The organism is Paenibacillus barengoltzii G22 (assembly GCF_000403375.2).
Taxonomy (GTDB): domain Bacteria; phylum Bacillota; class Bacilli; order Paenibacillales; family Paenibacillaceae; genus Fontibacillus; species Fontibacillus barengoltzii.
Genome location: NZ_KE159652.1, coordinates 1432510 through 1449742, shown reverse-complemented (window position 1 = coordinate 1449742; position 17233 = coordinate 1432510). Strand labels below are relative to the sequence as shown.

Here is a 17233-nt window from a genome sequence, read left to right as displayed (position 1 = left end):
ACCCTTCCCCACTGGACTATTCTTGTTGATGATATCGTTACCCTTTATTACCAACTTGCTTCAAAAATAATCTCGTTTCGATTGATGTTGGTCTTCACTCCGGATTTGCCAAAAAATTAGTATATTTCTCCTGTCAACGGCGCATCTTAACTGGGAATAGTCGGCTAAGGAAGGAGGTAGCTCCATGCCCATCATAAGAAAGCTGCAGCGTCGAAAACACTCCCTCGGGGGAAAGTCAGGCAAAACACCGACACTCCCCCCAAGCCGTACGGATGCTTCATCCCTCGCTGACGGTCAAAGCTTACAAGTTCGGTTAGATTGGATGAAGCAAGAGCTTAAGGATAGTTCAGATATCATCTATCGTGAATTTACGATCAGTTCGGGCCAACCCTGTGCTCTCGTCTATGTTCGCGGGATGATTGCACAGGAAACGGTCCAGCAATTTATCGTACGCAGCTTACAACGAGAAGCCTCGTTACTGCAGGAGAAAGATATTTATCAGTTCCTATTCGAGGATAAAGCGTTAAGTGTATCTCAAGCTACCGTGATCGATGACTTAAATCAAGCGATTCAAGCCATCCTGAACGCCGAAGCTTTGCTGATGATCGACGGGGATAAGCGGATGTTGACGTTCTCCATTTCCGCTTACCCGACGCGCAGTATTGATGAAGCTCCCAACGAATCTGTCATCCGCGGGTCTAGAGAAGCCTTCATCGAGGACTTGGAGAAGAATTTGACCATGATTCGCCGCCGGATTAAAAGTCCACATCTGAAAACCCCGACGGTCAATAAAGGTCGGGAAACTCGAACCAGTATTGTGCTGGCTTATATGGAGAACATATGTAAGCCGGAATTGCTGAAAGAAGTGCAGCGTCGCATGTCCAATATCGATATGGACGGAATTCTGGGTTCCGCCTACGTGGAAGAAATCATCGAGGACAACCCTTACACGCCTTTTCCGCAACTTCAGTACACAGAACGACCTGACGTCGTCGTCGCAGCGATTTTGGAAGGAAGAATCGCCATCATTGTAGATGGTTCACCGATCGCATTGCTCGCTCCGGTGACCTTGCCGATGCTGCTGCAATCGGCGGAGGATTACTATCAGCGTTATGTCGCAGCGAACTGGATTCGCTGGATTCGTTATTTTTTCGTAGTTGCTTCTTTAACTCTGCCGTCCATTTATATCGCAGTCACCACGTTTCATCCGGAAATGATCCCTTCCCAGCTGCTGATTACGATCGCTGCTTCACGGGAGATCGTCCCCTTTCCGGCACTATGGGAAGCCTTTGCGATGGAACTTGCGTTTGAAGCGCTTCGTGAAGCTTCCATTCGAATTCCAAAATCGGTCGGGCAAGCCGTATCCATTATCGGCGCCTTGATCATCGGCACAGCTGCAGTTCAAGCTGGGATCGTCTCAGCGGCCATGGTGATCATCGTCTCCATAACGGGGATCGCTTCGTTTATCATCCCCCATTTCGATTTAGGCTTGGCGTTTCGATTGCTCCGTTTTCCGATTATGATCCTAGCCTCCATGTTTGGGTTGTACGGCGTCACCTGCGGGTTAATCCTGATTTACATCCATTTGGTCAATTTGGAATCTTTTGGACTTCCCTATTTATCCCCGATTGCTCCGCTCATGGGCAAGGATTTGGGAGATACGTTCATTCGGGTTCCTTGGTGGAAGATGCACAAACGACCGATGCAACTCTCGAACAACGAAAACCGACAAAACTCAAATCCTCGCAGTTGGGTAAAAGAGAAGAAAGGTGATTTCGAGTGACGAGAATCCACCGCGCTATCGCAACAGCAACATTGATTATCTTGCTCTTCATTGGCGTTGGCGGATGCTGGTCCGCTCAGGAGCTTAACAACCGTGCGTTTGTGAACACGGTACTCATCGATCGGACGGAGGACGGGCAGGTGGAATTGACCGTAGGCATTCCGCTCCCGAACCGGATGATTCCCGGGGAAGCCGGCGGGACGGGGCAACACCAAGGGGATCCGTTTAGCTTTATAACTAGACGAGCAGAAAACCTAAGTCAGGCTTTAAATCTACTTCAAATTGACGTGCCTCGGAACATCACTTTTGGTCAAACCCGCATCGTTGTGGTAGGCCGAAGAGAGGCGGAGCATGGCTTGGACGAAGTTGTTGAATTTGTCTTCCGTCAGCCCTCCTTCCGGCTGAGTGCCAGCTTGTTCGTAACCCCGGGTGACGTTAAAGAAATCACGAAGGCACCGATGGTATTCGAACGGATTCTCAGCGACATCCTGCGGAAATACGTCAACAATCACTATGTGTTGGACACTACTGTCAAGGATTACAAGCTGGCGCTATACCAAGGAGGGGATATTCTGATTCCGCTGCTGTCCTTCGGAGAGCTTCCAGAAATTGCAAAGGAGAATCCAAAAACGAACCGTTGGATGGGCTCCGGAGGAGCAGCGATCTTCAGCGGCGGTAAAATGGCAAAGATCGAACTCACCCCTCTCGAGCAGCGAACCGCACTGTGGATCAGCTCCCAGCTGAAAAATACTACGCTCACCCTCCCATCTCCCGCCGATGGGAAGGAGATTAGCTTTCACATCGAGAGAATTAAGACGAGCATTAAGCCGAGAGTACAGGGAGATCAGGTCTCGTTCAAAGTCGATAGCAGTGCAAAAGCTTATATCGAAGCCTCACTGTCTCGCATCGATTTGAAGGACCCGCAAGTTCTCCGTGAATTGGAGAAACTCCTGAGTAAGGACGTGGAAGAGCAGTTTATCCACGTGCTGAACAAGACTCGAAAAGCCCGTTCTGATGCCTTCCTCATGAGCCAGTATCTGGATTGGAGTCATCCAAAAATTTGGCACACCATGCGAGATCAATGGAAGAATTACTACGCCAAGGAACTCCCGATTGAGGTTGACGTAAAGATTAAATTAAACCGTACGGGCGGTGTGTTTCGTTCTGTAGTCCAAGAAACCAATAGATAGCGAGGGATCAATGTGGTCTATATCGGCATCCTGTATGTGCTCATCATGCTGGCAGACTGGATGATACAGAAAAAAGAGGGCGTTCAGCTAAAAAAACGGATGACGGTTCTACTCGTCTCCATCTGTTTTTTTGTCATCTCAGAAGTCACATTTAAACTGAAGGATCAATGGAATTTCATCATGATGATGGAATATTTACGCAAGTCGATGCTGGGCGGATCGTTTTGACACGATCGGACTTTAGGAGGCGGAATGAATGCTCAAGAACATAACAACCAATCAAATCTTTATGCTTTTCAGCTTACAAACCTTCACCACCGTCGTTGCTTTTTATGCAGGAATGTTACTAGGAGGCAGCAAGTATTCTACGCCGATTGCCGTTGTGGTGGGCGCTTTGCTGGGGCTGCTGTTTTGCTACCCAGCCTATAAGCTCGCTTCCTCTCGCCCCAACGAGTTTTTTGTAGAGTTCGGGGGCAAAGTGGTGGGCCGCCCCCTCCATATCATTTTCGTAATTTACATCGTGATACTCCATCTTTTTCTAGCTGCTCTCAATTTAAGGGAGCTTGCTGATTTCTTGTTATCGGAATATTTGATTGGTACGCCAGGGTGGGCGGTGATCGCTATCTATGGAGTATGTGTTACCTATGCTGTTCGCTGCGGGGTTCTGGGCATCTTCCGAACGGCCGAAGGTTTTTTTCTCATTTTTTCGGTCGCCTTCTTCCTCATTCCGTTTATCGGATTTCAGGAGATGGAATTAGATATGTTCTCTGCCTTGGTAAACCATCTCTCGATAAAGGATATGGCTTCCTCAATCCTGGATACTATGGCAATATTTGGTGAGATGGCATTCTTGTTTTTACTTTTCCCTTATCTAGAGAAGCCAAAAAAGGTGTTTCGTACCCTCTTCTGGGCTACAATCACTTCGCTGCTGCTGATCGTGTTGCATCTCATTCCGATCCTGCTGACGTTTGGACCGAACCTGGGAGCCAATCTGGTTTACCCTGACATGGAACTGGTTCGTTTCATTCGCGTTGGCTCATTTATCGAAACGATGGATCCGATCTTAATTATTTTGTGGCTGACCAGCATCTTTGTCAAAATTGCGTTTGTGGTATTCACCGCGGTCTTATGCATTGCCCAATTGACCGGCGTGAAAGATCATAAACCGTTCACGCTGCCGGTTGTCGCCTTTGTATCCATTTACGCCATGTCGATTGCCAGAACCCCCCCGGAAATTATTTCTTTCCTGTCCTGGGAAGGGGCGCCGATGTTCTTTTTCGCCGAATTTCTCATCCCCAGCTTCTATTGGTTAGTGGCTGCAATACGCAAAAAAGCCTCCGGCTCCAAAACAGCAAAACCCGCCGGGAGTACCCCGACGGGTTAAGGCTTATTTCGTCGACAGCCAAGCTCGTTCCTGATTCCATCGCAAAGCCACCGGCGTTTCAAAGAAATCGGATAACCCGGTTTCGTTCAGGACATCCGACGTTTTCCCTTGCGCGTAGACTTCTCCCCGCCGGAGCAGCAACGTATGCGTGAAAATCGGCAAAATTTCCTCGGTATGGTGCGTTACATACAGCATATGCGGCGTGTTCGGTTCGGCGGCCAGCTGTGCGATGCTGTCCAGCAATCCTTCCCGGGAAATGAAATCCAGACCGTTCGTTGCCTCGTCCAGGATGAGCAGCTGGGGAGAAGCCATCAACGCCCGAGCAATCAACAGCTTTTGCTGTTCACCTTGGGAACAGGTCTGGTAAGTCCGTCCATGTAAATGGCTGCAGTGGAGCCGGTTCATTAAGGCTGCAGCCCGGTCGTAATCCTCTGACGTTGGCTTCTCGTAAAGTCCGATGGAGGCAAACTTGCCGCTTACCACGAGATCTTCGGCTTTTTGCCCCCCGTGCAGTCTGGCCTGCATCGAAGAACTAACCCAACCAATCGTTTTGCGCAGCTCCCGCAAATCTACTTCGCCAAACCGGTTCCCCAGTACGCTGATATGGCCAGATGTCGGCCAGAGATAGCCGCTGATCATGTTGAGCAACGTCGTTTTGCCTGAACCGTTTAAGCCTAGCATCGCCCAATGTTCTCCCTCGCGGACCGTCCAATCGATGCCGTTTAATACGGCTTTCCCATCCCGGAACCAAGTCACTTGTTCCATTTCGATGATATTCATTCCTAGTACCTCCGAAAAAATAAGTAGATTTGCAGTACTTTCAAGCTACCCCCGTACTTGAGATATGTCAAGCGCGGATGCCCACGATTTCACGTGCCAATTTCCTTCCGATCCGCTAGAATACGAATGAAGGGAAGTGAGCTGGCATGAATCTAACATGGACATGGGCTGACGTGGAAGCCCTCCAACAACACGTAGAGCAGCATGATGGAATTGCTTTGAAGTTAAATTGGGACACCTTACACTCCCGCAAGGAAGAGAGTGCCGCAGATTTGATCGAGTTCCGCGACGGGCAACTGGTCGCTTTTTTAGGCTTGTATCCGTTCGGAAGCACGCTGGAGGTCTGCGGCATGGTTCACCCGAATTACCGCAGACAGGGTATTTTCACCTCCCTGCTGCGGCGTGGTTTAAACCTAGCTACAGTGGGTTCGTATCCGAAGATCCTTTTGAATGCACCTGGGAACTCCGACTCGGCCAAGCATTTCCTTGCCACCTATCCTTGCCGCTATGAATTCAGCGAATTTCAAATGAAACACTCCCCTAAAGTGGCTTGCGCGAATGCTCCGTCCAGAACGACTCAGATCACGCTTCGATCCGCGGAGGACGCGGAACGGCCGCTGCTCGCTCGCCTCGATCAGGAGGGATTTGATCTCCATCCGGAGGAAACCCGGTTGTACTACGAGAAGTTAACGGAGGAAGAAGTTCGTCAGAACGAGCTCATCGTGCATGAAGGCGAAGCCGTTGGGAAAATTCGGGTGTCCCGTCGTGATCAGGAGGCTTGGATCTACGGCTTTGTTGTTACTTCATCCCGGAGGGGGCAAGGCATCGGTAGTACTGCTTTGCGTCAGGTAGTTGAACGCGAACGTGCCAAAGGCTTTGAAATCTGGCTGGAAGTCGCACTCAACAACCCCCAAGCCAAGAAACTTTATGAACAGACGGGGTTTCGGGTTTGTCGATCCCAGGACTACTATGCTTATTTGCGTTGATTCTAAAACGAATCAGACCGCAGGCTCTACGGAAGAGCTCCTGCGGTCTTCGTTCATTTAAGCATTCAAATGTCCAAACTGGGCCTGATGCAGCCGGCTGTAATGGCCTCCGGCGGCCATCAGCTCCTGATGGCGTCCCTGCTCGGTAATCCCCTCTTCCGTTACTACAACGATACGGTCAGCGTTCTTGATCGTGGCCAGCCGGTGAGCGATCACGAGTGTGGTTCTTCCCACGGACAGCTCGGCCAGCGATTGCTGGATCGCCTGCTCCGTTTCGGTATCCAGGGCGGATGTCGCTTCGTCCAAAATCAGGATCGGCGGATTTTTCAGGAACATTCTTGCGATCGCCAGCCGTTGCTTTTGCCCGCCGGACAGCTTGACACCGCGTTCACCAATCACCGTCTCCAATCCTTCCGGTTGCGAGCGAATGAAATCCTCGAGCTGCGCCCGCCGCGCTGCCTCCCAAATCTCCTCTTCCGTTGCCTCCAACTTGCCGTAAGCGATGTTCTCACGAATCGTCCCCGAGAAGAGATAAACGTCCTGCTGTACAATCCCTATATTGCGCCGCAATGAGGACAGAGTTAGATCGCGAATATCCATCCCGTCGATGGTGATCCGTCCGCCATCCACATCATAGAAGCGCGGCAGCAAGCTGCATAGCGTAGTTTTGCCGGCACCTGACGGCCCTACGAAGGCGACGGTTTCCCCGGCTCGAATCTTCAAGCTGACGTCCTCCAACACGGGAGACGCCCCTTCATAACCGAAAGAAACCCGATCGAAATGAATGTCTCCCTTCAGCGTTCCAACCTCGATCGCATCCGGGGCATCGGCTATGTCCGGCTCGGTATCCATAATTTCCAGATAACGCTTGAATCCGGCAATCCCCTTCGGATAGATTTCGATGATCGCATTGATTTTCTCAATCGGCCGTATAAACACGTTCGCCAGTAACAAGAAACCAACGAACTCCCCGTAAGTCAACTCCCCTTGAATGACAAACCAAGTCCCGCAAACCATGACGAACAACGAAACAAGCCGCATTAGCATGTAGTTGATGGACAAGCTGCCGGCCATGATTTTGTAAGCCAACAGCTTCATAGCGCGATAGGCCTTGTTATTTTCCTCAAACAGCTTTTGTTCGTGCTTTTCGTTAGCAAACGCCTGAACGACGCGAATCCCGCCGATATTCTCCTCTACACGGGAATTGAAATCCGCGAGTGCGGTAAACAAGCCACGATAGGTATTAGACATTTTGCCATTGAAATATAGCGCCGCCCAAACCAGCACCGGCACAACAAGGAAGGTCAGTACCGCCAGCTTCCAGTTAATCGACAGCATCAGCAGGAACGAGCCGATCAGGGTCATACCGGCGATAAAGACGTCCTCCGGTCCGTGGTGCGCCAGCTCTCCGATATCGTCAAGATCGTTGGAGATCCGCGACATCAGTTGTCCGGTCTGATGGTTATCATAGAAGCGGAAGGACAGCTTTTGCAGATGATCAAACATCTTTCTGCGCATGGTCGTTTCGATGTTAACCCCCAGCATATGGCCCCAGTACGTGACGATGTAGTTCAACGCCGTATTCAAGAGATATACGCCCAGCAGCGCAGCCGAAGCCCAAATGATCAGCGCCCAGTCGCGACCCGGCAGCAGCTTGTCCACGAACTGGTTAACGGCGACCGGGAACCCGATCTCCAGCAGACCCGCCACCACCGCACAAGTGAAATCCAGAATAAACAAATGTTTATAAGGCCGGTAATATGAAAAAAAACGACGTAACATTTCCAATGCTCTCTCCTTGATCCTCTAAAACTTAGCATTTTATTAAAAGACTACCACATCCGCGGAATGAATTGAAGATCGTTTTCACCAGGAAGGTAGCATGTCGATAGAAAAATAAGGTACAATAACTACCGAATCTACAGAACTTAAGGACATGCCCGAACGGGCGAGCCGCATAAGGCGGCGGAAGGAAGGATCAACACATGTATGTAGCAAATGATTGGCAGGATTATGAAGTCATGGACACCGGAAACGGAGAAAAGCTGGAGCGCTGGGGGGACGTCATTTTGCGGCGCCCCGATCCGCAGATCATCTGGCCGATCGCCAATGAAGATCGCAGTTGGCGCGATGTGCACGGGCATTACCATCGCAGCTCCTCCGGCGGCGGACAATGGGAGATGAAGAAGCAGATCCCCGACCGTTGGACGATTTCCTATGACCGGTTGAAATTTTATATCCGCCCCACCAATTTCAAACATACCGGATTGTTTCCGGAGCAAGCCGCCAACTGGAGGTGGATGATGGACAAGATCGCCGGCGCGGGTCGGCCGATTCAGGTGCTGAACCTGTTTGCTTATACTGGCGGGGCCACCGTGGCCGCAGCTTCGGCTGGCGCTTCGGTTGTTCACGTCGACGCAGCGAAAGGGATGGTCCAATGGGCCAAGGAGAACCTGGCGCTGTCGGGTTTGGCTGACCGCCATGTACGCTTCATTACAGATGACGTGTTCAAGTTCGTACAGCGGGAGCAACGGCGCGGCAACCGTTATGACGCGATTATCATGGACCCCCCGTCCTACGGGCGTGGTCCGGGCGGTGAGATGTGGAAGCTGGAGACGAGCCTCTACCCGTTTGTAGAGTCTTGCTTGTCGATCCTGTCGGACAAGCCGCTCTTCTTCCTTATTAACTCGTATACGACCGGCATTTCGCCTACCGTTCTGAACAACATTCTGACGATGACCGTCAAGAAGCGTTACGGGGGACGGATCTCGGCCGGTGAACTGGGCCTGCCGATCACCCGCTCAGGGCTTCATCTTCCTTGCGGCATTCTCGGACGCTGGGAGGAATAAGCGATGACTTCTGAAGTCAAGCGGACCTCGGGACAGCCGGCGATGGCGATCCTATATGAAGACAACCATCTGCTCGGCATTGAGAAGCCGGTGAACATCCCTACCCAGGAGGATGCCAGCGGAGACCCCGATCTGCTGAATTTGCTGAAGGCGGACATCAAGGAGCGGTATAGCAAGCCCGGTAACGTGTATCTCGGACTTGTGCATCGGCTGGATCGTCCGGTCGGAGGTGCCATGATCTTCGCCAAGACTTCCAAAGCCGCTTCACGGTTAGCGGAGATGGTGCGAAGCCGCCGATTCAGCAAAACATATGTCGCTGTCGTACACGGAACGCCGCCGCAGCGGCAAGGGCGTTTGGCGGATACGCTGCTTAAAGACGAACGCACCAATACAGTGTCTGTCGTTCCAGCGGGGACGCCCGGCGGCAAAGAGGCGCGGCTCGATTACCGGGTGCTTGGCACTTCTGCATCGGAGCAGCTGAGCCTTGTGCAGGTGGAGCTGCATACCGGCCGGCCGCACCAGATCCGAGTGCAACTGAGCCACATCGGTTGCCCTCTGTATGGCGATCAGAAATATGGCGCAGGGCGGAATAAACCAGGCCAACAAATCGCCCTTTGGTCGTTGTACGTTGGGTTTCCGCACCCGGTGACGAAGGAGCCGATCGATCTGATCTCCCTCCCGCCGCGTGCGTATCCGTGGGACCTGTGGAAGGAAGAAACGTATACCCGCCTTGCAGCGTTGCTGCAGGCTGGGGGGAACGGAATCGAGATGTGAAAAAAGGCGGGACGTCTAAAGCTGACAAATCAGCTCCTTGACGTCCCGCCTATTCATTAGACTCCCTCGTAGGCAAGTTCCTTATTTCGTTCCCGAAATTTTGCCCAACAGAAATACGAGCAGTTGTTGATTATGGCTTGAGATGCGATTCAACACGCCGCTTAAGTAGGCGTTGCGAACTTCGATCCCCCGGCGAACTTCGGATTGTCCTTTATCCGTAATTGATACCCACACGTTGCGGCGATCGTTCTCATCCCGGTCGCGGCGAATCAGTTCGCCCCGCTCCATACGGTCCAGAAGCATCGTTACTGCAGCCGGCGTCGTGGAAAGAAACGGAATCAAATCGGACGGCTTCAGATTGCCCTGCTGCTCCAGCAGCTCCAGAACGGTCAACTGCGACGTCGTTAGTGTGGGAGCCAGCTCCTCCTCCATGTGGGTCTGATAATCCTTCACGATGAGATCAAGCAATCTGGCAAATTCAGCGGTATGCAATCTTATCCCTCCTTGCCTTACATCACCATTTGGATAATTCGCTGCTTCCTTCGCAAATTCCTGCTGCCTTGAAGCAATTATCCAAGGGTTTACGGCAAAGGGGCACCATCCCGTTGTTTTTAACGGACGGAATACCGCCATCCGAAGGAATCCTCCCGCTCTCCGCGTTGGATTCCGGTCAATGTCTCGTACAGTTTTGCCGACAATGCTCCGGTTTGGCCTCCAGCAATCTCCATGTCATGACCTTCCCACGTCATGCTGCCGATCGGAGAGATGACCGCCGCCGTTCCGGTGCCAAACGCTTCTTCAAGTTTCCCTTCCTTATGGGCCTCGAACAGCTCTTCAATCGAGATCCGGCGTTCCTTAACGGGAACTCCCCACTCCCGAAGAAGATGAATGACCGAGTCCCGCGTGACACCAGCCAGAATACTGCCGTTCAGTTCGGGAGTGACCACTTCCCCGGCAATCTTGAAGAACACGTTCATGCTGCCCACTTCTTCGATATACTTCTTCTCGATTCCGTCAAGCCATAACACCTGGGAGAAGCCCAGCGATTTGACATCTTCCTGGGCTTTGATGCCTGCGGCATAGTTCCCCGAGGTTTTCGCTTCACCGGTACCGCCGCGAACCGCCCGAACGTACCGATCCTCCACATAAATGCGCACCGGATGGATGCCTTCGCGATAATAAGCCCCAACCGGCGATAAAATGACGATCAACCGATACTCCTCTGCGGCCCGCACCCCAAGACCTGCTTCAGTGGCAATAATAAACGGTCGGATATATAAAGAATTGCCTTCGCCTTCCGGCATCCACTCTTCCTCTAAAGCGAGCAGGCGGCAAATACCTTCCAGCACTTCCTCCGGATCCACCTGAGGAATCCCAAGACGTTCGCATGAATGATTCAACCGGCGTAAGTTCATATCTGGTCGGAACAATACGAGCTCTCCCTGCGGTGTCCGGTAAGCCTTCATACCCTCAAACACTTCTTGCCCGTAGTGGAACACCATCGCCGATGGATCCAGCGAAATCGGTCCATACGGCACGATTCGCGGATCGTGCCAGCCTTGATCTGCCGTATAATCCATAAGCAGCATATGATCGGTAAAATATTTGCCAAAGCCCAGCTGATCGGCAGCCGGCTTCGCTTTTTTAGCCGTCGTTAATGTGATGGACCAATTTCCCATATTCATTTCCTCTTTCCCTTTATCGGATTCACGAACTAACGAAGCAATAATTACTCTGTCTTTCACTATACCGATTCTTTCTTCATTGATCAATAACATCGTTTCAATTATAATCATTGACAACATCTATGTATTAAGGAGAATGATCCGCTATGGAGCATCGTTTATTGGAATATTTCATCGCGGTCGGGGAGGATTTGCACTTCACCAAAGCTGCGGAAAGACTGGGGATTACGCAGCCCACGCTCAGCCACCAAATTCGCTTGCTGGAGCAAGAGCTGGGGACGGCCCTCATTCAACGGATTGGTAAAAAAAACTACCTGACCCAAGCAGGAGCAATCCTGTTGGAGCACGCCCGCCGGGTGGTTTATGAGGTAGAGCAGGCAAAATTGGAAATCGGCCAGATTACCGGCGTACAGCGCGGGCAGCTCCGCATCGGATGCTCCGGCAACCACCTGCTGGAAGACAAGCTGATCTCTTTCCACCGTCAGTACCCCGGAATTGAGCTGACGGTGCTTGAGCTCGCCACCGAAGAGACCAGAGCCGGACTGCTCGCCAACCAGCTGGATCTCGGCGTCGTGTTTCTGCCGCTCCAGGATGAGCAAATCGTCAGCCGACCGCTGTTCGACGAGGCGCTGGTGCTGGTTGTCTCCAGCCAGCATGCTTATGCGGAGCTGCCGGAAGTGACGCTGGAGCAGGTTGCACAGCTGCCGCTGGTGCTCTTTCCGCCGAAGTTTTACGTGCGGCAACTGCTGGATACGGCATGCGCTGATCAGGGCATTGAGATCCGGCCAGTCATGGAGCTGTCGACGATGGAATCCCAGGTCCAGATGGTCATCCACCACGTCGGAGGTACGGTTCTCCCCGGCTCTTATGCCCGGACGTTAACTAGCACGAACCGCCGCGGCGGAATCACCGTTGTCCCGTTGGCACAGCCCGTTCCGCACAAAAACGTCGGGTTAGTCTATCGCAGAAGTACGTTTATGGATCCTACGCTCCAAGCATTCATCGATCATCTTACCGAGGATCACGAGGGAGCAGTTCAAGGCTCGATTTTAGCTCCGAAACGTTAATCCTTGCGCACGCAAAGCCTCTCTCAGCTTAGGCAAGGAAGCGGGGCCCATGCCATGAAATCGCAGCACCTCTTGCTCACTCAGCTCGGCCAACTTCTCCAAAGTCGTTACGCCATTTGCTTCCAAGGCTCGTCTAGCCGGCGCGGATAACCGCGACAGGAAATGCGCTTCCGCCATTCTCCATCCCCCCCTTCACTACGGATTGCTTAAAAAAACTCCGGGAAAGTTTCAAGCCCTTCCCCGGAGTTGATCGCTTATTCTTTGACGAAGAGATCCACGATCTCGTCGTTTTTGTCTACGGACATCATCGCTTTCCCTATGGACTTCCGGTCCGCGATTGGAGCATCTTCCGAGCTGAAGGTGTGCATTTGCCCTTCCTTCGTGACGGCCTGTAACAACACCGGCTCCTTGCAATGAATACCGCCAACTAAGCGGCTGCCGTTTGGTTTGACGCGTTTTCCTTCCTTAAATTCAAACGTCTGGACACCTTTGCCGCCCCGGCTTTGTACCGGATAGTCCAGCAGCAGGCTGCGCTTCGCGTAAGCCAAGTCGGATACGACAAGGACTTCGCCTTCCTCGCCTTCGACCCAGAGCGCGGCAACAACCTCATCGTCATCCTTCAGGTTGATCCCGCGTACCCCTGCGGATACCCGTCCCATCGGGTTCACTTCATCTTCGGCGAACCGGATCGCCATTCCCTGCTTCGTTAATAGCAGAATTTCCTGGTTGTTCCGGCTGACCGTGACGCTCAGCACTTCATCGCCGTCGCCAACCTTGCAGGCGGCCACCGCACCGGAACGCTTCGTTTCGTATTCTTTCAGCTCGGTTCGCTTCACTTGACCGTTCTTCGTCACGAAGACCAGACTGAGCTCTGGATTCTCGTCGAAGCTCTTCACCGGAATCACGCTGACAATGCGATCTTCCTTGGCCAGCGGGATAACGTTGACGATCGCCGTTCCGTTATCCTTCCATTTGAACTCTGGTATCTGGTGCACCGGCAAGAGGAAGTATTGACCCCGCTGCGTAAAGATCAGCAGGTTCTGCAAAGTATCTACCTCCAGCAGATACTTCATGTAGTCGCCTTCTTTGACCCCGGAGCCATCGCGCTCCCCGCCGGATCGCGTAAACGACAACATGCTGGTACGTTTGATGTACCCCTCATGGGAAATCGTAACCAGTACATCCTCTTGGGCCACCAGCACTTCAAGGTTGACCTTCAGCTCCTCAACCTCGTCCTGAATGTGCGAACGGCGATCAATTCCGTATTTGTCGCGGATCTCGAGCAGCTCTTTCTTGATCAGTGCGATCAGCTTCTTATCGCTTTCCAAGATGCCGCGCAACACGGTGATTTTCTTCTGGATGTCCTCCAGCTCTTTCTGCAGCGTCGTAATCTCCAGATTGGTTAAACGATACAGCTGCAGAGTCAAGATCGCATCGGCCTGCCGTTCGGTGAAGCCGAACATCCATTGCAGGTTGTTTTGCGCATCTTGACGGTTCTTGGAGGCTTTGATCGCTGCGATGACCTCATCCAAAATGTTAAGCGCCTTGACCAAGCCCTCCAAAACGTGAGCACGGTCCTCCAGCTTCTCCAGCTCATATTGCGTCCGGTAGGTCACAACCTCGCGCTGGTGAGCAATGTAAGCTTCGAGCATCGCTTTGAGCCCCAGCTGACGCGGCGCCTTGTTAACGATCGCCACCATGTTAAAGTTGTAGGTGACTTGCAGGTCGGTTTTTTTCAGCAAATAGGCCAAAATCCCCTGAGCATCCGCATCCTTCTTCAACTCGACAACGATACGCAGTCCGTTCCGGCCGCTTTCATCCCGCACTTCGGCAATGCCGTCCACCTTTTTCTCCAGACGGATGTTTTCCATTGCCGTTACCAAGCGCGACTTCACCACCTGATAAGGAATCTCGGTGATAACAATCTGCTGCTTGCCGCCGCGTAGCGTCTCGATTTCTGTCTTGGAGCGCAAATAAATCCGGCCTTTCCCGGTCTCATAAGCTTCCCGAATGCCTTCCTCGCCCATAATAATGCCGCCCGTCGGAAAATCCGGTCCTTTCACGAACAGCCGAATTTCCTCTAGCGTCATTTCCGGCTTCTCCATCAAGGCGATGCAGGCATCAATCACCTCGCGCAGGTTATGCGGCGGAATTTCCGTCGCAAACCCTGCGGAGATCCCGCTGGCCCCGTTGACCAGCAGGTTCGGAAAACGGGCCGGCAGGACGACGGGTTCCTTCGCCGTATTGTCGAAGTTGTCCTTAAACGGCACGGTCCGTTTCTCAATATCTCGCAAGAGCTCCATCGCGATCGCCGACAAGCGCGCTTCGGTATACCGCATCGCTGCAGCCGGGTCATCGTCCTGCGAACCCCAGTTGCCGTGACCGTCGATAAGCGCATGGCCCATCTTCCACGGCTGCGCCATCCGTACCATCCCTTCGTAGATCGAAGAGTCCCCGTGCGGATGGTAGTTCCCCATAACGTCCCCAACCGTCTTCGCCGATTTCCGGTACGGTTTGTCCGGGGTATTACCGGAATCGTACATCGCATACAATATCCGGCGTTGGACCGGCTTCAACCCGTCGCGAATGTCAGGGATCGCCCGATCCTGAATAATATATTTGGAATACCGGCCAAAGCGGTCGCCTACAACCTCTTCCAAGAACGCCGGCAAAAAGTTTTCCAGCATGCTCACATCAATTCACCTTCTATTCCTCAAACTCCGTGAAATCCACGTTTTCCACGATCCATCGCTTGCGCGGATCGACCTTGTCCCCCATCAGCGTAGACACGCGGCGCTCCGCTTTGGCGGCGTCTTCGATCTGCACCTGCAGCATGGTCCGCGTTTCCGGATTCATCGTCGTTTCCCACAGCTGTTCGGGATTCATTTCTCCCAAACCTTTGTAGCGTTGCAGCTCGAAATTTTTGCCGAATTCTTTCAGGTAGTTCTGCAGCTGCTCGTCGGTCCACGCATATCTCACCGTCTCCAGCTTGCCGGAACGACGAGTAATCTTGTACAACGGCGGTTGCGCGATATAGACCCGTCCCGCATCGATCAGCGGCTTCATATAACGGTAAAAGAACGTCAAGAGCAACACTTGAATGTGCGCACCGTCTGTATCGGCGTCGGTCATGATGATGATCTTGGAGAAGTTACTGTCCTCCAGGGTGAAATCCGGCCCAATGCCTGCGCCAATCGCCGAAATAATCGCCCGGTACTCGTCGTTCTTGAGAATATCCGCCAGCTTGGCCTTCTCCGGATTCATCGGCTTCCCTTTCAACGGCAAAATAGCCTGTAGCTTCGAATCACGCCCCTGCTTGGCCGAACCGCCAGCGGAATCCCCTTCCACAATAAACAGCTCTGTGCGCGTATAATCCTTCGACTGCGCCGGCGTCAGCTTGCCGCCAAGGTTGGAGCTTTCGCTCCGCTTCTTGCCCGAACGCATTTCGTCGCGGGCTTTGCGAGCGGCCTCCCGTGCTTTGGAGGCTTGGACCGCCTTCTTGATCAGCGTCTGAGCAACCTGCGGGTTCTCTTCCAGGAACACCGCCATTTTCTCGCTCACGACCGATTCCACCGCACTTCGAGCCGATGCACTTCCGAGCTGGTCTTTCGTTTGACCGACAAACTCCACCTCGGACATCTTGACGCTGATAACGGCCATCATGCCTTCGCGCAAATCGTTACCTTCGAGGTTTTTATCCTTTTCCTTGAGCAAGCCGTTCTTCCGAGCATATTCGTTCATCACGCGGGTGTAAGCTGTCTTGAATCCGGTTTCATGCGTTCCCCCGCCCCGAGTTGGGATGGAGTTGACGAACGATACCAGCGTTTCGGTGTACCCTGCATTGTATTGCAGCGCCACTTCGACTTCGATATCCTCCCGCTCCGCATAGAAATGGATGACATCATGCAGCACGTCCTTCCCGTCATTAAGGAACTCCACGAACTGACTGGCTCCGCCCTCGTAAAAAAACTCGTCGGAACGGCCGACCCGCTCATCCTTCAAGGTCACCTTCAGGCCCGAATTCAGAAACGCGATCTCCTGCAATCGTTCCGCGAGCGTATCGTAGTTTAATCCGATCCCGCCGGTGAAGACGCGAATATCCGGTTTAAACGTTACCTTCGTGCCGGTCTTGTTCGTGTTGCCGATCACTTCAAGTCCAGTAACCGGCTCACCCACGTGTTCAATGCCTTTATCATCAACCCAATACTCGAAGCGCATCCGGTGGATTTTTCCGTCCCGATAAATTTCCACTTCGAGCCACTCGGACAACGCGTTCGTTACCGAGGCCCCAACGCCGTGCAACCCGCCGGATTTCTTGTAACCCGATCCGCCAAACTTGCCGCCTGCATGCAGGATCGTATAGACGACTTGCGGCGTCGGTATCCCGGTTTTATGCATGCCGGTTGGAATCCCCCGGCCGTTATCGAGTACAGTGACCGATCCGTCCTTGTTCAGCGTAATGTCAATTTTCGTGCAGTACTTCGCCAGATGCTCGTCGACCGCGTTGTCAACGATCTCCCATACCAGATGATGTAGTCCCGACGAGCTCGTACTGCCAATATACATCCCTGGCCGTTTGCGTACCGCGACAAGCCCTTCGAGCACTTGAATGTCGTCCGCGTCGTATCCCGAAGACGGGCCATCGGCATTCGTGCCGGGTACGTCCTCGAACAAATCGATTTGTTCGGCCATTCATGCTCCCCCTTTAATTCTTTAGTCTACCTTTGTATGTAGT

Annotated in this window: 14 protein-coding genes and 1 pseudogene; 8 read left to right on the top strand and 7 right to left on the bottom strand. The window is 52.7% G+C overall.

All coding sequences use genetic code 11. From position 1 onward, the window contains the following. The first annotated feature begins 184 nt into the window (after positions 1 to 184). From C812_RS06795 to C812_RS06780, 4 genes are read left to right on the top strand one after another with little or no spacing between them, the layout of a single operon-like run. A complete protein-coding gene (locus tag C812_RS06795) occupies positions 185 to 1783 on the top strand; it encodes a spore germination protein (protein ID WP_016311922.1) in 1599 nt (532 codons plus the stop codon). After that, complete coding sequence (locus C812_RS06790) at positions 1780 to 2973, top strand: Ger(x)C family spore germination protein (RefSeq protein WP_016311921.1); 1194 nt, start codon at positions 1780 to 1782, stop codon at positions 2971 to 2973. Before C812_RS06795 ends, C812_RS06790 begins: the two co-directional genes overlap by 4 nt. Positions 2974 to 2985: 12 nt before the next feature. Then, the gene (locus C812_RS06785; RefSeq protein ID WP_009225966.1) at positions 2986 to 3201 is read left to right on the top strand and encodes a hypothetical protein; all 216 of its coding nucleotides are present in this window, start codon (positions 2986 to 2988) and stop codon (positions 3199 to 3201) included. Positions 3202 to 3229: 28 nt separating this feature from the next. Beyond that, positions 3230 to 4357, top strand: coding sequence for a GerAB/ArcD/ProY family transporter (locus tag C812_RS06780; RefSeq protein ID WP_016311920.1), 1128 nt, complete (start codon positions 3230 to 3232; stop codon positions 4355 to 4357). A gap of 3 nt (positions 4358 to 4360) precedes the next feature. Here the strand turns inward: C812_RS06780 and C812_RS06775 are convergent, their stop codons facing one another. Next, complete coding sequence (locus C812_RS06775) at positions 4361 to 5137, bottom strand: ABC transporter ATP-binding protein (protein ID WP_016311919.1); 777 nt, start codon at positions 5135 to 5137, stop codon at positions 4361 to 4363. 146 nt (positions 5138 to 5283) lie between these two features. Between C812_RS06775 and C812_RS06770 the strand changes: the two genes are divergently transcribed. After that, positions 5284 to 6123, top strand: a complete 840-nt coding sequence (locus tag C812_RS06770) for a GNAT family N-acetyltransferase (RefSeq protein WP_016311918.1) — start codon at positions 5284 to 5286, stop codon at positions 6121 to 6123. A gap of 57 nt (positions 6124 to 6180) precedes the next feature. Here the strand turns inward: C812_RS06770 and C812_RS06765 are convergent, their stop codons facing one another. Further along, a complete protein-coding gene (locus C812_RS06765) occupies positions 6181 to 7905 on the bottom strand; it encodes an ABC transporter ATP-binding protein (RefSeq protein WP_016311917.1) in 1725 nt (574 codons plus the stop codon). A 203-nt stretch (positions 7906 to 8108) separates the two neighbouring features. Here C812_RS06765 and C812_RS06760 point away from each other — a divergent pair, with 203 nt between their 5' ends. Both C812_RS06760 and C812_RS06755 read left to right on the top strand, forming a co-directional pair. Beyond that, a complete protein-coding gene (locus C812_RS06760) occupies positions 8109 to 8972 on the top strand; it encodes a class I SAM-dependent methyltransferase (RefSeq protein WP_016311916.1) in 864 nt (287 codons plus the stop codon). A gap of 3 nt (positions 8973 to 8975) precedes the next feature. After that, positions 8976 to 9746 carry an RluA family pseudouridine synthase gene (locus C812_RS06755; RefSeq protein ID WP_016311915.1) on the top strand — a complete coding sequence of 257 codons (771 nt, stop codon included), beginning with the start codon at positions 8976 to 8978 and terminating at the stop codon, positions 9744 to 9746. Positions 9747 to 9827: 81 nt separating this feature from the next. Here the strand turns inward: C812_RS06755 and C812_RS06750 are convergent, their stop codons facing one another. Beyond that, entirely contained in the window at positions 9828 to 10238 is a 411-nt protein-coding gene (locus tag C812_RS06750) for a MarR family winged helix-turn-helix transcriptional regulator (RefSeq protein ID WP_016311914.1), read from the bottom strand. Positions 10239 to 10357: 119 nt separating this feature from the next. After that, positions 10358 to 11425: a branched-chain amino acid aminotransferase gene (locus C812_RS06745; RefSeq protein ID WP_016311913.1), complete on the bottom strand. Its 1068-nt coding sequence runs from the start codon at positions 11423 to 11425 to the stop codon at positions 10358 to 10360. 152 nt (positions 11426 to 11577) lie between these two features. Between C812_RS06745 and C812_RS06740 the strand changes: the two genes are divergently transcribed. Beyond that, positions 11578 to 12498, top strand: a complete 921-nt coding sequence (locus C812_RS06740; protein ID WP_016311912.1) for a LysR family transcriptional regulator — start codon at positions 11578 to 11580, stop codon at positions 12496 to 12498. On the opposite strand, the pseudogene C812_RS06735 reads toward C812_RS06740, so the two are convergent. From C812_RS06735 to parE, 3 genes and pseudogenes are all read right to left on the bottom strand, one after another. Next, positions 12481 to 12663 (bottom strand): annotated as a pseudogene (locus C812_RS06735) (helix-hairpin-helix domain-containing protein); the annotation flags it as partial. The gene C812_RS06740 and the pseudogene C812_RS06735 overlap by 18 nt on opposite strands. Before the next feature lie 89 nt (positions 12664 to 12752). Beyond that, complete coding sequence (parC, locus tag C812_RS06730; RefSeq protein ID WP_016311910.1) at positions 12753 to 15191, bottom strand: DNA topoisomerase IV subunit A; 2439 nt, start codon at positions 15189 to 15191, stop codon at positions 12753 to 12755. 13 nt (positions 15192 to 15204) lie between these two features. Then, positions 15205 to 17190, bottom strand: coding sequence for a DNA topoisomerase IV subunit B (gene parE / locus C812_RS06725; RefSeq protein ID WP_016311909.1), 1986 nt, complete (start codon positions 17188 to 17190; stop codon positions 15205 to 15207). Positions 17191 to 17233: the final 43 nt, after the last annotated feature.

Coding starts and splice junctions, on each gene's coding strand:
- C812_RS06765 (WP_016311917.1), bottom strand. CDS start 7,905: ATGTTACGTCGTTTTTTTTCATATTACCGGCCTTATAAACATTTGTTT.
- C812_RS06745 (WP_016311913.1), bottom strand. CDS start 11,425: ATGGGAAATTGGTCCATCACATTAACGACGGCTAAAAAAGCGAAGCCG.
- C812_RS06760 (WP_016311916.1), top strand. CDS start 8,109: ATGTATGTAGCAAATGATTGGCAGGATTATGAAGTCATGGACACCGGA.
- C812_RS06770 (WP_016311918.1), top strand. CDS start 5,284: ATGAATCTAACATGGACATGGGCTGACGTGGAAGCCCTCCAACAACAC.
- C812_RS06780 (WP_016311920.1), top strand. CDS start 3,230: ATGCTCAAGAACATAACAACCAATCAAATCTTTATGCTTTTCAGCTTA.
- C812_RS06755 (WP_016311915.1), top strand. CDS start 8,976: ATGACTTCTGAAGTCAAGCGGACCTCGGGACAGCCGGCGATGGCGATC.
- C812_RS06795 (WP_016311922.1), top strand. CDS start 185: ATGCCCATCATAAGAAAGCTGCAGCGTCGAAAACACTCCCTCGGGGGA.
- parE (WP_016311909.1), bottom strand. CDS start 17,190: ATGGCCGAACAAATCGATTTGTTCGAGGACGTACCCGGCACGAATGCC.
- C812_RS06740 (WP_016311912.1), top strand. CDS start 11,578: ATGGAGCATCGTTTATTGGAATATTTCATCGCGGTCGGGGAGGATTTG.
- C812_RS06775 (WP_016311919.1), bottom strand. CDS start 5,137: ATGAATATCATCGAAATGGAACAAGTGACTTGGTTCCGGGATGGGAAA.